This window comes from Streptomyces sp. MAR4 CNX-425 (assembly GCF_048656465.1).
In the GTDB taxonomy this organism is placed as follows: domain Bacteria; phylum Actinomycetota; class Actinomycetes; order Streptomycetales; family Streptomycetaceae; genus Streptomyces.
This window is the reverse complement of the sequence record NZ_JBMDLF010000011.1, coordinates 183272-197637: the sequence shown is the minus strand read 5'-3', so window position 1 is coordinate 197637 and position 14366 is coordinate 183272. Positions and strand designations below refer to the sequence as shown.

At 73.4% G+C, this 14366-nt stretch carries 10 protein-coding genes; 4 read left to right on the top strand and 6 right to left on the bottom strand.

Annotated features, from left to right (window positions below; translation table 11 throughout):
- Positions 1–24: 24 nt before the first annotated feature.
- Entirely contained in the window at positions 25–1239 is a 1215-nt protein-coding gene (locus ACHZ99_RS27615) for a CynX/NimT family MFS transporter (protein WP_420307477.1), read from the bottom strand.
- A 191-nt stretch (positions 1240–1430) separates the two neighbouring features.
- Here ACHZ99_RS27615 and ACHZ99_RS27610 point away from each other — a divergent pair, with 191 nt between their 5' ends.
- Complete coding sequence (locus ACHZ99_RS27610) at positions 1431–2267, top strand: helix-turn-helix domain-containing protein (protein WP_420307476.1); 837 nt, start codon at positions 1431–1433, stop codon at positions 2265–2267.
- 81 nt (positions 2268–2348) lie between these two features.
- Here ACHZ99_RS27610 and ACHZ99_RS27605 read toward each other — a convergent pair whose 3' ends face one another.
- Positions 2349–2915, bottom strand: coding sequence for a Uma2 family endonuclease (locus ACHZ99_RS27605; RefSeq protein ID WP_420307475.1), 567 nt, complete (start codon positions 2913–2915; stop codon positions 2349–2351).
- 121 nt (positions 2916–3036) lie between these two features.
- Here ACHZ99_RS27605 and ACHZ99_RS27600 point away from each other — a divergent pair, with 121 nt between their 5' ends.
- Entirely contained in the window at positions 3037–5127 is a 2091-nt protein-coding gene (locus ACHZ99_RS27600) for a thioredoxin domain-containing protein (protein WP_420307474.1), read from the top strand.
- A gap of 23 nt (positions 5128–5150) precedes the next feature.
- Here the strand turns inward: ACHZ99_RS27600 and ACHZ99_RS27595 are convergent, their stop codons facing one another.
- The 4 genes from ACHZ99_RS27595 to trhA all read right to left on the bottom strand — a co-directional run bounded on the left by ACHZ99_RS27595 (position 5151) and on the right by trhA (position 8678).
- Entirely contained in the window at positions 5151–5801 is a 651-nt protein-coding gene (locus ACHZ99_RS27595; protein WP_420307473.1) for a TetR/AcrR family transcriptional regulator, read from the bottom strand.
- 5 nt (positions 5802–5806) lie between these two features.
- A complete protein-coding gene (locus tag ACHZ99_RS27590) occupies positions 5807–7378 on the bottom strand; it encodes an MFS transporter (protein WP_420307472.1) in 1572 nt (523 codons plus the stop codon).
- 186 nt (positions 7379–7564) lie between these two features.
- Positions 7565–7876: a hypothetical protein gene (locus ACHZ99_RS27585; RefSeq protein ID WP_420307471.1), complete on the bottom strand. Its 312-nt coding sequence runs from the start codon at positions 7874–7876 to the stop codon at positions 7565–7567.
- A gap of 112 nt (positions 7877–7988) precedes the next feature.
- A complete protein-coding gene (gene trhA / locus ACHZ99_RS27580; RefSeq protein WP_420307470.1) occupies positions 7989–8678 on the bottom strand; it encodes a PAQR family membrane homeostasis protein TrhA in 690 nt (229 codons plus the stop codon).
- Between the two features lie 254 nt (positions 8679–8932).
- Between trhA and ACHZ99_RS27575 the strand changes: the two genes are divergently transcribed.
- Both ACHZ99_RS27575 and ACHZ99_RS27570 read left to right on the top strand, forming a co-directional pair.
- Positions 8933–10750, top strand: a complete 1818-nt coding sequence (locus ACHZ99_RS27575; RefSeq protein WP_420307469.1) for a phosphoenolpyruvate carboxykinase (GTP) — start codon at positions 8933–8935, stop codon at positions 10748–10750.
- A 234-nt stretch (positions 10751–10984) separates the two neighbouring features.
- Positions 10985–14326, top strand: coding sequence for a tetratricopeptide repeat protein (locus ACHZ99_RS27570; RefSeq protein ID WP_420307468.1), 3342 nt, complete (start codon positions 10985–10987; stop codon positions 14324–14326).
- Positions 14327–14366 lie beyond the last annotated feature (40 nt).

Below are 14366 nucleotides of genomic sequence, written 5' to 3'. Positions count from 1 at the left end.
CGCGGGAGCGAGGCCGGATCCCGCCTAGGACCCGGCCCCCGGCGACCGGAGCCCGGCCCACGTCTCCGGCCGCACCGTGCCGCGCCCGGCCACCAGCGCCACCACCGTCTGACCGGCCGCGGCCACGCACATCAGCACCAGCGGCGCCCGCCAGCCGGAACCGACGGTGTGCAGCAGCCCGAAGACCACCGGCCCAACGGCGGCAAGGAGGTAGCCGATCGACTGCGCCATCGCCGACAGCGCGCCGGCCCCGGCCGCGTCCCGGGCCCGCATGCCGAGGAACGCCAGCGCAAGCACGAGGCAGGCCCCGCCGCCCAGACCGAGGACGACGCTCCACAGCACCGCCAGCTCCGGGGCCGCCAGGAGCCCGAGGTAGCCGAGGAGCAGGACGGCCGAGCAGATCGTCGCCAGCGCCCGCTGGTCGCGTGCCCAGTGCAGCGCGCCCGGAACCGCCAGGCTGGTCAGCACCGCGACCGCCTGGAACAGGAACAGCATCCATCCGGCCGCGGCCGCGCCGAGGCCGTTGTCCTGGAAGACCTGGGGCAGCCACGTCACGACCACGTAGAAGCCGAAGGACTGCAACCCCATGAACGCCGTGACCGCCCACGCGAGGCCGGACTCCCACGGCAGCCGGTGCGGCCCGCGCGCCTCCCGCGGGGCGGCCGGCGCGGTACGCATCCGGGGCAGCCACAGGACCACCGCCACCAGCGCGATCAGGACCCAGCACCCCAGGGCGGTGTACCAGCCGCCGGGAGCAACCTCGCTGATCGGCACCGCCACTCCGGACGCCACCGCGGCAACACCCCCCATGACCGTCGCGTAGGCGCTGGTCAGCAGCCCCACCTTGGTGGGGAAGTCGCGCTTGATGAGGCTTGGCAGCAGCACGTTGCCCACGGCGATGCCCGCCCCGATGAGCACGGTCCCCGCGAAGAGACCGACCGCCGAGGGCACCCACCGAACGGCGATCCCCAGCGTCAGCACGACGAGCGCACCGCCGAGGAGCCGCTCGTCCCCCCACCGCGCGGCCAGCCGCGGAACCATCGGGGACAGTGCGGCGAACGCCAGCAACGGCAGTGTGTTCAGCAGGCCGAGTACGGCCGGGGCCAGCCCCAGGTCATCCTGCACGCGGTCCAGCAGCGGCCCGACACCCGTCAGGCTCGCCCGGAGGTTGGCCGCTGCCACGAGCAGCCCCCACACCAGCAACACCTGTCCCGAACGCCGCGTCGCCTTGTGCTCCATGGCCGTCATCATCAAGCCGCACGGCGGCGCCCAACGAGGCCGTGCTGAGACGCGCCCCCGCAGGGCCACCCTCTGCCTCACCCGAGGGGCAGGGCGGGATCCGCGGACAGCGCCGGGGCGCCCGGACCTCGCAGCAGACCGGTCCGCGCGGGCCGTCCCAGCTCACGGCGCGGCATCCGTACCCTGGTGGCATGGGGACGCCGTTGGGGAGTTTCATCCGGGCCAGGCGTGACAGCATCCAGCCGGAATCCCTCGGTCTGCAGGAACACGGCCGCCGCAGATCACCCGGGCTGCGCCGCTTGGACCTCGCCTCCCGGGCCGGCATCAGCGTCGAGTATCTGGCCCGCATCGAGCAAGGCCGCGACCGCAATCCCTCGCCCGCGGTCATCAACTCGCTCGCCGACGCACTCTGCCTCAACCCCTCGGAGCGCAACCATCTGCGCTACCTCGCGAAGCTCGCCGCCGACGAGTGCTCGGTCCGGATCAGGCCCGTGCCGCCGCCCCGGCACGTACGGCCGTCCGTCATGCGGACCCTCCGCCTTCTCGAACACGGCGTCGCGGTCGTGACCAACCGGCTCGGCGACATCCTCGCCCACACCGCGGGCTACCGGTCCATCACCAGCGGCACCGGACTGCTCGACGACGCCGAGCCGAACCTCAACCGCTATCTGTTCACGGACCCCCGCGCCCGGACGTTCTTCGCCGACTGGGACGACATCGCGGACGAGCTCACCTTCGACCTGTGGCAGGCGCCGTCGCTCGAAAACCTCGAATGGCTCACCTCCGAGCTCATCCCCGCCGCCGGACCCGAGTTCACCGACCGCCTCGCCCGCCATGTGGTGCCGCGCCGCGGCGTCCTCAGGCTCAACCACCCCGACGGGCACCGGCTGCGACTGCTCCGCGAGACGCTCGAACTACCCACGGACGCCCAGCAGCTCATCGTCCACCTCCCCGAGTGCGACCAGACGGCCCAGGCCATCGACCAGCTCCGGCACCGATCCCACGGCCCGCTGCGGTCCATTTCGTGACGGCGGACCCCTGCACGTGGCGGGTCCGTACACGCGCAAGCTCACCCGGGAAACCGCCTTGGCAGCCCAGGGAGCAGACGGTCAGACGGCGCCCAGGTCCACGGTGACGGAGAAGGGTGCGGCGGCCTTGATCTCGCCGGTGAACATCTCGCCGTCCCTGTAGGCCTTGGCGGCAGGGTCGAGCACGTACGTGTAGGCGATCGGGACTCCCGTGGCGGCCTGTTCGACGCGCCAGTAGAACGGGATCCCGGACCTGGCGTACTGCTCCGCCTTCACGAGCCGGTCGGTGGTTTCGGAGCCGGGGGACACGACCTCGACGACCAGGAGCACGTGCTCGGGGCGCGTGGGCGTGACGTCGATGGTTTCCGCCCGGTAGACGACGACGTCCGGACGGCGGTTGGTGAGCGGGACATCCTGCAGGCGGACGTCGAAACCCGTGTCGGCGTTCCAGTCCGGGCCGGCGGCGGCGTCCAGTGCGTTGGCCAGGATCCGGGCCAGCCGGCTGTGCCGCTTGGAGGCGCTGGGACTCACGACGACCATTCCGTCCACGATCTCGATACCGGCGCACTGTTCCTCGGACCAGGAGTCGTACTGCTCCGCGCTGATCTGGGTGTGCATCCACGCGGGGGCGACCATCTCCGCGCTCACGCGTACCTCCCTCGGTCGAGGACGACCGTCAGGTCCGGTGCTACCCGGTCCAGCGTACTGTCCCTCCCGGTCCGGACGCGGTGGGCGGGCATGCTTGCGGTGGCGTGAGAAGCTGGGCGGTATGAATCGGCTGGCTGGTGTGACCTCGCCTTATCTGCTTCAGCACGCTGATAATCCGGTCGACTGGTGGCCCTGGGGGCCGGAGGCGTTCGACGAGGCGCGACGGCGCGACGTGCCCGTGCTGCTGTCCGTCGGGTACGCCTCCTGCCACTGGTGCCACGTGATGGCGCGGGAGTCCTTCGCCGACGAGGCCACCGCCGCCGAGCTGAACGCGGGGTTCGTCAGCGTCAAGGTCGACCGCGAGGAGCGGCCGGACGTCGACGCCGTGTACATGGAGGCGGTGCAGGCCGCCACCGGGCAGGGCGGGTGGCCGATGACGGTGTTCCTCACGCCCGACGCGGAGCCGTTCTACTTCGGCACGTACTTCCCGCCGCGGCCACGGGCCGGCATGCCGTCGTTCCGGCAGGTGCTCCAAGGGGTCGCGGCGGCCTGGGCGGACCGGCGGGGCGAGGTCGCGGAGGTCGCGGCGCGGGTGGCGGCGGATCTCGCGGGGCGGACGCTGAGCGGGGCCGTGGGCGGGCCCGGGGGCGGGCCGCCGGGGGACGCGGAGGTGCACGCGGCGCTGCTGGAGCTGACGAAGGAGTTCGACGCGGTGCGGGGCGGGTTCGGCGGGGCGCCGAAGTTCCCGCCGGCGATGGTGCTGGAGTTCCTGCTGCGCCACCACGCCCGCACCGGCTCGGCGGCGGCGCTGGAGATGACGCGGGCCACCTGTGAGGCGATGGCCCGCGGCGGCATCTACGACCAGCTCGGCGGCGGCTTCGCGCGCTACTCGGTGGACGCGGAGTGGATCGTCCCGCACTTCGAGAAGATGCTCTACGACAACGCCCTGCTGGCCCGCGTCTACGCCCACCTGTGGCGCGCGACGGGCAGCGAGCAGGCCCGGCGGGTGGCGCTGGAGACCGCGGACTTCCTGGTGCGCGAGCTGCGCACCGAGGAGGGCGGCTTCGCCTCGGCGCTCGACGCCGACAGCGACCGGCCGGACGGCGGCGGGCACGCCGAGGGCGCGTACTACGTCTGGACCCCCGACGAGCTGCGCGAGGTGCTGGGCGCGGAGGACGCGGCGCTGGCGGCGGCGTACTACGGCGTGCCCGAGGCGCCGGAGGCGGCGACCTTCGAGGAGGGCGCCTCCGTGCTGCGGCTGCCCGACACCGGGGCGCCGGTGGACGCCGGGCGGATCGCCTCCGTGCGTGAGCGGCTGGCGGCGGCGCGGGCGGAGCGGCCGCGGCCGCTCCGCGACGACAAGGTGGTCACGGCGTGGAACGGGCTGGCGATCGCCGCCCTCGCCGAGATCGGCGCGTACTTCGACCGGCCGGACCTGGTGGACGCCGCGGAGGCCGCGGCCGACCTGCTCGTACGGGTGCACATGACGGACGGCGCCGGCGGCCCGGGCACGGTGGGGCGGCTGGTGCGCACCTCGCGCGGCGGGGCGGCCGGCGACAGCGCCGGGGTGCTGGAGGACTACGCCGACGTGGCGGAGGGTTTCCTCACGCTGACGGCCGTCACCGGCGAGGGCACGTGGCTGCGGCTGGCCGGGCTGCTGCTGGACACCGTGCTCGACCGGTTCCGGGGCGAGGGCGGCGCGATGTTCGACACGGCCGACGACGCCGAGCGGCTCATCCGGCGTCCCCAGGACCCGACGGACAACCCGACGCCGTCCGGGTGGACGGCGTCGGCCGCGGCGCTGCTCTCCTACGCCGCGTACACCGGCAGCGAGCGGCACCGCGAGGCCGCGGAGCAGGCCCTCGGCATCGTGGCGAAGCTGGGCCCGCGGGCGCCCCGCTTCGTCGGCTGGGGCCTCGCGGCGGCGGAGGCGGCGCTGGACGGCCCCCGCGAAGTGGCGGTCGTCGGCGGCCCGGACGACCCGCGCCGCGCGGAGCTGCACCGCACCGCGCTGCTCGCCCCGGCGCCCGGCGCGGTGATCGCCGCGGGCCCGCCGTCCGGCACCGACGACGTCCCGCTCCTGGCCGACCGGCCCCTCGTCGGCGGCGCCGCCGCGGCCTACGTCTGCCGCCGCTTCGTCTGCGCCGCCCCGGTGACCGGGCCCGAGGAGCTACGGGCCCAGCTGACCCCGGCCGAGCCCCCGCAGCCCTGACCCCGCGGCCCCGGAGGGGGCGTTCACAGGGTGAGGCCGCGCTCCAGCACCGCCAGCGCCCGGTCGACCGTCTCCACCAGATCCCACTCCGACTCCCGCCCGGCCCACTCGAACAGCACCTGGGTCAGCGCCCCGAAGATCGCCCCCACCACCACCCGGAGCTCGAAGTCGTCCCGCGGCCGCCCGGTCCGCTCGGAGAGCACGCCGCACAGCAGCTCGATGTTCTGGTCCGTGCTCTCGTGCATCTGCGCCCGCAGCGCCGGCACCTCGCGCACCAGCTGCATCCGCAGCATGAACTCCGGCCGGAACTCGTCGTACAGCAGCCGCAGCGACGTGACGACCGCCTCGCGCAGCGCGACGAGCGGCGGCTCGTCCGCCGGGCGGCTGAGCATGGCCTGCTCCAGCACCGGGTCGTACTCGTCGGTCAGGATGATGTCCTCCTTGGTCGCGAAGTACCGGAAGACGGTGCTCGGCGAGACCTCCGCGGCCTCGGCGATCTGCTCGACGGTGGTGGTCTCGTACCCCTGCTCCTCGATCAGCCGGTACGCCGCCTGCCGGATCGCCTGCCGGGTGCGCAGTTTCTTGCGCTCGCGCAGTCCGAGCCCGGCCTCGGTGAGCGCGGCCGCTCCGATGGCGGCGGCAGGCGGGGCGGAGGTGGTGCGGGAGGAGGCCATGCTCCTCATTCTCCTGCACCCCGCTTGGTGGGGGCCATTCCGGCGCCGTGCTGCGTTCGCTCCTCCTTTCCCCGGTGCTCACCTTGCGGCTCTCCGGTCTCCGTGCGGCCGCTGTCGGGCAGCCGCACGCCGGCGGCGACCGCCGTGGCCAGCGCGGCGATCCCGCAGACCAGCAGCGCCAGGGCCATGCCGTGCACATACGCGGAGTTCGCCGACTCCGCGAGCTGCGGGGCGCCCAGCCGCTCGGCGACCGCGTGCGCCGCGACGACGGACTCGCGCGCCTGCTCCGACGCGGCCTCAGGCACCCCCGCGGTGTCCAGCCGGTCCGTGAACACCCCGTTCAGCAGGCTGCCCAGCAGGGCGACCCCGACGGCGCCGCCGACCTGCCGCAACGTGGTCAGCAGCCCCGTGCCGCTGCCCGCGCGGCTCGCGGGCAGGGCGCCGAGGGCGGCGTCCATGGTCGGCACCAGGGCGAACCCGAGGCCGAAGCCGGTGACGGTCAGCCACACCGCGGTGTAGCCGTATCCGGCGGAGGTGTCCGTACGGCTGCCGAGCAGCATGGCGAACGCGAAGATCGCCATCCCGGCGCTGACCACGACCCGGGAGCCGAACCGGGCCATCAGCGGCGGCGCCGCCCGCGCCACCACCAGCAGCCCCGCCATCAGCGGCATCAGCCGCAGCCCGGTGCCGAACGGGTCGTTCCCCAGCACCGCCTGGAGATACTGCGGCAGCACAAACAGCAGGCCCGCCATCACGAAGGTCGCGAGCACGGCCACGATCGCGTTCCACCGGAAGGCGCGGTTGCCCAGCAGCTCCAGGTCCAGCATGGGCCGGGTCGCGCGCCGCTCCCGCAGCACCAGCCAGCCGAGCAGCACCGCGCCGCCGGCCAGCGACGCCGCCACCAGCGGGTCCCCCCACCCCCGCGTCGGGCCCTCGATGACGCCGAGGACCAGCCCGCCGAGGCCGGTGACGCTGAGCGCCGTGCTGACCGGGTCGACGCGCGGCACCGAGGGGTCCCGGGTCTCGGGTATCAGCAGCAGCGCCGCCGCGATGCCGACGGCCACCAGCGGGATGTTCAGCACGAAGATGGAGCCCCACCAGAAGTGGTCGAGCAGCCAGCCGCCCAGCAGCGGCCCCGCCGGCATGCCGACCGCCATGCCGGCGGTCACCGCGCCGACGGCCTTCGTGCGCTCGTCGTCGCCGAAGAGCGTGGGGATGACCGAGAGCGCCAGCGGCATGATCAGCGCGCCGCCCAGCCCCATGACCGTACGCGCGAGGATCACGCCCGCCGGGCTGGAGGCGAACGGGCCTATGAGGCTGCCGGCCAGGAAGATCACCAGCCCGGCCACCAGCATCCGGCGCCGCCCGAACCGGTCCCCGAGCAGCCCCGCGGGCAGCATGCAGGCGGCGAACACCACCGCGTACGCATCGACGATCCACTGCAGCTCGCCGGTGTCGGCCCCGATGTCCGCCGCCATCGTGGGCAGCGCGACATTCAGGATCGTCAGGTCGAACCCGAGCACGAGCACGGACATGACGAGCCCGCCGAGAGCCCACCAGCGCCTTTTGGAAGTCACTCCCAAAAAATAGCAACTGCCAGAAAACGTGGCCAGGGCTGTGGACAACCCCTGTGGATAACCCGCGGGGCGCGGGCAACGGCAAAGGTCCGGCCCGCACGGCGAAAACGTGCGGGCCGGACCTGGAGATCCGTGGAGAGTGCCTCCGCGAGGTGCCGCGAGCGCCCTGCCGCAGCAGGCCGGGGCTCAGCGCCCGATGACGATCGCCTCACGGTCGTAGCTCTGCATCGGCCCGAAGTGCACCGACGCCGAGGGGCTGACCTCCGTGTACCTGTTGCTCGACACGCGGTTGTTGAAGGTGTTCTCGACCTCGACCTCGACCTCGGTCTTGTTCCAGGTCTTGTTGATCTTCTTGCTGATCTCCTGGTTGTACCACTTGGCGCAGCACTTGTCGTGCTTCGGGTGCCCGGTGGCCTGGGCCGACGCCGCGCCGACGCCGGCGAGACCGATCACGAGGGCACCGGCGGCGAGGGAGCGGGCGAGCGTACGGATGCGCATCTACTGCCTCCACGAGGAGCGGGGAATGGTAGTACGCACCGATAACAGCACCCTCGCGGCTTTCCACCCGGGATCCCCGGGAGTCGACACGGGGCGGATCACCCGGACAGGCTCAGGCGTGGCGGTACGCCACCAGCGAGATCCCCACGTAGTGAACGGCGAACGCCGCCAGCGTGAGCGAGTGGAAGACCTCGTGGAAGCCGAACCAGCGCGGCGACGGGTTCGGCCGCTTGATCCCGTAGATCACCCCGCCCGCGCTGTACAGCACGCCGCCCACGATCACCAGCACGAGCACCGCGATGCCGCCCGCCCGCATGAAGTCCGGCAGGAAGAACACCGCCGCCCAGCCCATCGCGATGTAGCACGGCGTGTACAGCCAGCGCGGCGCGCCGACCCACAGCACCCGGAACGCGATCCCGGCGATCGCCGCCGCCCAGATGAACCACAGCAGCGCCTGCTGCCTGCCGCCCTCCAGGAGCAGGATCGTGAACGGCGTGTAGGTGCCCGCGATGATCAGGAAGATGTTGGCGTGGTCGAGCCGGCGCAGCACGGCCATGCCCCGCGGGCCCCAGTCGCCCCGGTGGTACAGCGCGCTGACGCCGAAGAGCAGACACGCGGTCACCGTGTAGACGGCGCAGGCCAGCCGGCCGCGTGGGCTCTCCGCCAGCGCCGTGAGCACCACGCCCGCGCACAGCGCCGCGGGGAACATCACCGCGTGCAGCCAGCCGCGCAGCCGCGGCTTGAGTACGGCGGCCGCGGCACTCGCGACCCGTTGCAGCTCTCCCTCGCCCGTCGCGCCCATCCGGCCATGCTACCTACGCGACCGTAGGTTACCGCCGCGGGAGTGGCGCTGTTCACGTAGAAGCCGGCTGGACATGACGTCTGAGCTACTCCATCATCAAATGAGCGCACACCCGACACCGGATGGGCTCATATGAGCGGCACCCGGGTCGGGGCCCCCAAGGGGTGACGGTCTTGAAAACCAGATACACATGACTTCAGCGACATCAGCGAGTAAAGCGCCCAAAACCCTCGAATCTGGAGCCTGCCGCACTCATGACCACCCCGACCAAACACGAAGGACTCCTCTCCTGGGTCCAGGAGATCGCCGACCTCACCCAGCCCGACGAGATCGTGTGGTGCGACGGCTCCCAGGCGGAGTACGACCGCCTGTGCGCCGAGCTCGTCGCCAAGGGCACGTTCACGGAGCTCGACCCCGTCAAGCGGCCCGGCTCGTACCACGCCGCCTCCGACCCGACCGACGTCGCCCGGGTCGAGGACCGTACGTTCATCTGCTCCGAGCAGGAGCAGGACGCCGGTCCGACCAATCACTGGATGGACCCCGCCGAGATGCGCGAGGTCTTCACCGGCACCTCCGGCGAGGGCGGCCTCTTCCGCGGCGCCATGCGCGGCCGCACCATGTACGTCGTCCCCTTCTGCATGGGTCCGCTCGGCTCCCCGCTCTCCGCGCTCGGCGTCGAGATCACCGACTCCGCGTACGTCGCCACCGCGATGCGCACCATGACCCGGATGGGCCGCCCGGTCCTCGACGAGCTGGGCGACGACGGCTTCTTCGTCAAGGCCGTCCACACCGTCGGCGCGCCCCTGGAGCCCGGTCAGCGGGACGTGCCGTGGCCGTGCAGCTCGACCAAGTACATCTCGCACTTCCCCGAGACCCGGGAGATCTGGTCGTACGGCTCCGGCTACGGCGGCAACGCGCTTCTCGGCAAGAAGTGCTACGCCCTGCGCATCGCCTCCGTCATGGCGCGCGACGAGGGCTGGCTCGCGGAGCACATGCTCGTGCTCAAGCTCACCCCGCCGCGCGGCGGGGCCGAGGACGTCAAGTACATCGCCGCCGCGTTCCCGTCGGCGTGCGGCAAGACGAACCTCGCCATGCTGGAGCCGACCACCCGCGGCTGGACCGTCGAGACCATCGGCGACGACATCGCCTGGATGCGCTTCGGCGAGGACGGCCGGCTCTACGCCATCAACCCGGAGGCCGGCTTCTTCGGCGTCGCGCCCGGCACCGGCGAGCACACCAACGCCAACGCCATGAAGACCCTGTGGGGCAACTCCGTCTTCACCAACGTCGCCCTCACCGACGACGGCGACGTCTGGTGGGAGGGCATGACCGACGAGCCCCCGGCGCACCTCACCGACTGGCTCGGCAACGACTGGACCCCGGAGTCCGGCACCCCCGCCGCCCACCCCAACGCCCGCTTCACCGTCCCGGCCGCGCAGTGCCCGACGATCGCGCCGGAGTGGGAGGACCCGAAGGGCGTGCCCATCTCGGCCATCCTCTTCGGCGGCCGCCGCGCCACCGCGGTGCCGCTGGTGACCGAGTCGTTCGACTGGCAGCACGGCGTCTTCCTCGGCGCCAACGTCGCCTCCGAGAAGACCGCCGCCGCCGAGGGCAAGGTCGGCGAGCTGCGCCGCGACCCGTTCGCGATGCTCCCCTTCTGCGGCTACAACATGGGCGACTATTTCGGCCACTGGCTGAAGGTCGGCGCGTCCGCCGACGCCGCGAAGCTGCCGAAGATCTACTACGTCAACTGGTTCCGCAAGGGCGCGGACGGATCGTTCGTCTGGCCCGGGTTCGGCGAGAACAGCCGCGTGCTGAAGTGGATCGTCGAACGGCTCAACGGCGAGGCGGAAGGCGTCGAGACCCCCATCGGGGTGCTGCCCGCAAAGGGCGCGCTGGACGTCGACGGGCTCGAACTCACCGACGACCAGCTCGACTTCCTGCTCTCCGTCGACCCCGAGGTCTGGCGCGAGGAGGCCGCGCTGATCCCCGCGCACCTGGAGACCTTCGGCGACCACACCCCGAAGGAGCTGTGGGACGAGTACCGCGCCCTGCTGAACCGCCTGGGCTGACCCGGTACGCGACCGGCCGGACCGGCGGGTACGACAACGGCGTCGTACCCGCCGGTCCGATTTTTCTCCCCGCCCGCAATTCCGTTCCCGGCGCCGCCGCCCGGTGTTATCAGCCCGCGATTCACCGCGTCATCCGGCCGAGTTATCCACAGGGGGATGCCGAATGCCCGGGAAACGCGGAAGACTTGGCTGTGCACCTGCACGGCTGAGCAACGGGGTACGGGAGGGGAGCATATGCCGGGAACAGCGTCCCGACTGCGCGACAAGCACCGGAGGGAGGCGGAGCTTCTTCTCGACCGCGCGGTCGAAGAGGAGGTGCGCCGCTCCGGTGGGCGGACCGACGGCGTGGTGCTGCTCGGCCGTGCGCGGGCGGCGCTGGACGAGATGGCGGAGCACGCCGGCGAGGAGTACGGGGCGTATCTGCGGGCGCTGGACGAGGCCGCCGCCGGCCGGCGTTCGCTGGCCGAGCGCTTCACCCCGCAGTCGGTCGGACCGGCGGTGACCGCGACGCTGGCCGCGGCCGGCGTCGCCCTGCTCGTCTCCGCCGAGGAGGGCCTCGGCGCCACGGCCGCGTTCTGGACCGGGCTCGCCGCCGGCGTCGCCGGCTTCGTCGCCGGGCTGGCGCAGATCGGCGTGGCCCACTGGCTCTCGGGCAACACGCGCTCGGGTGCCGCCCGGCAGCCCGGCGGCCCCGAGCAGCTGCGGTTGCAGTGGCTGACGGCGCTGGAGCTCCGCGGCGTACGGCCCTTCTTCGACCAGCAGCGCATGATCTCCGCCGCCACCCGCAAGAGCGGCCGCCCCGAGTCCGCCGCCGACCGCCCGGGGACGGGCACCGCCGCCGGCGGGGGTACGGACCGCGAGCCCCAGCTGCGCCGGGACCGCAGTCAGGAGGCGCGCCAGCGGGCCACGCTGGAGCAGTCCTACCGCCAGCTGCCCGAAGCCTCCCGGGTGTACGTGGGCCGCAAGGCCCAGCTCACCCAGATCGCCGGGTGGGTGCACCAGGGCCGGGCCAACCCGGAGACCAAGCCGACCGTCGTCGTGCTGCACGGCCCGCCCGGCGCGGGCCGCACCACGCTCGCGGTCCGCGCCGCCCACCAGCTGCGCGAGCAGTTCCGCGCCGCCGTGGTCGTGGACCTGCGCGGCGAGAGCCTGGGCGAGGAACCGCTGCCCACCCGGGACGCCCTGCTGCACCTGCTCAACCGCCTCGGCGCCCCGCGCGACCAGCTGATGTTCCGCGACCGCCCGGCCCACGACGCACATCTGCGCCGCCTCGTCGAGCTGTACCACCAGCACCTGACGTCCCTGCCGGTGTCCATCGTGCTCGACGACGCGGTCGACGCCGAACAGGTCCGGCAGCTGGTGCCGGAGCGCTCCGAGAGCCTGGTGCTGGTGACCTCGCGGCAGCGGCTGGAGCTGCCGGACGACCTCGACGCCTGGGTGCACCACATGCCGGTCGAGGGCCTGGACCCGGCCGCGGTCGAGGAGCTGCTGAGCGCCCTGGCGCAGGGGCCGGAGGGCGCGGAGCGCTCCGCCGATCCGTACGACGCGCAGTCCACCGACCGCATCGGGACGCTCTGCGGCGGGCTGCCGCTGGTGCTGCGCATCGCCGGGTCGGCGCTGGACGAGCGCAGCATGGCCGAGCTCGCCGAGGCGCTGGGGGCGTACGGGCCGGTGGACCCGGTGGACCGCGCCCTGTGGCTGCGCTACGGCGACCTGGCGGAGCCGACCCGGACACTGCTGCGCCGGCTGTCGCTCGTCGGCCGGGCCAGCCTCGGGGCGGCGGCCTGCGCCGCCCTGCTCGACGTCGGCGAGGAGGAAGCCGTCAAGCGGCTGACGACGCTGGCCCGCGCCGGGCTCGTGGAGCACGTGCGCGGCTCCCGCTACCGGGTGCACGACCTGGTGCGCCGCTTCGCTTTCGCCCGGCTGCTCGACGAGGAGGACCCGGAGGTGCGCGCCGCCGCGCACGAGCGGCTGATCCACATGTACGCGGAGCTGGCCGACTCGGTGATCCGGCTGGTCGACGGCCGCACCTCCACGCGCGCCGACCGGTTCGGCTCGCACGGCTTCACCTCGCTGGACGCCGCGCTGCGCTGGCTGGACGACGAGCAGAGCTTCATCACCGCCGCCCTGCGGCACGCCGACGGCGTGGACCAGGGCACGGTGCTGCACCTGCTGGGCGCCCTCGCGGACTACTGCCTGCTGCGCGGCGACCTGTACCGCCTCGGCGAGCTGAACGAGCTGACCAAGGCCGCCGACCAGGGCCTGCTGATGCGCTCGGTGAAGTGGCGCACGGGCGTCGCCGCCCGCCAGCTCGGCGAGCTGGACAAGGCCCGCTCGACCCTCACCTCCGTGGTCGACCTCTACCGCGAGGCGCAGCACTCGGCCGGCGCCGCCCGCGCCCTGCGAGACCTCGGCATCACGCTCCAGCAGCAGGGCAGCCTCCGCGAGGCGGAGGCGAAGCTGCGCGAGGCCCTCCGGATGCAGCAGGGCGAGGCCATGCGCGGCGACCGCGCCTGGACGCTGCACGCGCTGGCCGCCGTGCTGCGCGACCGCGCCCAGCTGGGCGACGCGCTGGCGCTGCTGGACGAGGCCCTCGCGCTGCACCGGGAGAGCGAGAGCGTGCACGGCCAGGCGTGGGCGCACTTCCAGCTGGGCCAGGTGCGGCTGCGGATGGGCGACGTACCGGGCGCCGAGATACAGCTGGAGGAGGCCCTGGACAAGTACGGGCGCACCCGCGACGGCCGCGGCGAGGCCTGGGCGATGACGCAGCTGGCCCGCGCCCGCCTGGTCGACGCCGACCCGGACACGGCGGTGACGCAGCTCAAGGCGGCCCTCGCCCGGCACCGGGAGACCGAGGACGCGCGCGGCGAGGCGTGGACGCTGTACTACCTGGGCCAGGCCCAGGAGGGGGCGGGCAAGCGCGAGTCGGCGGTGCGGGCGCTGGAGCGGTCCCGCTCGATGTTCAGCCGCATGCGGGACGTGTACGGGCTGGCCTGCGCGCGGCACCACTCCGCGCGGGTCACCCGCGACCTGCGCGCCGAGCAGACCGGCACCCTGCGCAACAGCGGCTTCGCCCGGCAGCTGCTCCAGGACGCCCGGCAGGACTTCCGCCGGGTCGGAGTGGCCCACGGCGAGGCGTGGTCGTGCATCGAGCTGGCGGTGATCGACGCGGGCAACGGCCGCGCCGGGCAGGCGCTGGATCTGGTGGACTCGGCGATCGACCTGTTCGCCGGGATAGGCGACCGGCGCGGCGCCACGTGGGCCCGGTTCCTGCGCTGCACGCTGCTGCCGTTCGCGTCGCCGGGCGGCTCGGTGGTGGGCGCGGCGGTGGCGCAGCAGGAGCTGTCGGAGCTGCTGGACGAGCTGCGGACGATCCCGGCGGGCCGCCGGGTGGTGGACCCCGCCCTGGAGGACTACGCGGAGGCGTTCCAGCTGCTGCTGGAGCGGGGCGTGGAGCCGGAGACGGGCTGGCAGGCGTGGCGGCTGGGCATGGTCCCGAGCCGCCCCGCCCGGGAGGTCATGGGCGTCCCCCTGGACGGCGCCGCCCCCGCGGGCGACGGCGCCCTGGCGGGCTGACCCGGGCCCGTACCGCCCGGGGCCGTAGCGCCCGGGGCCG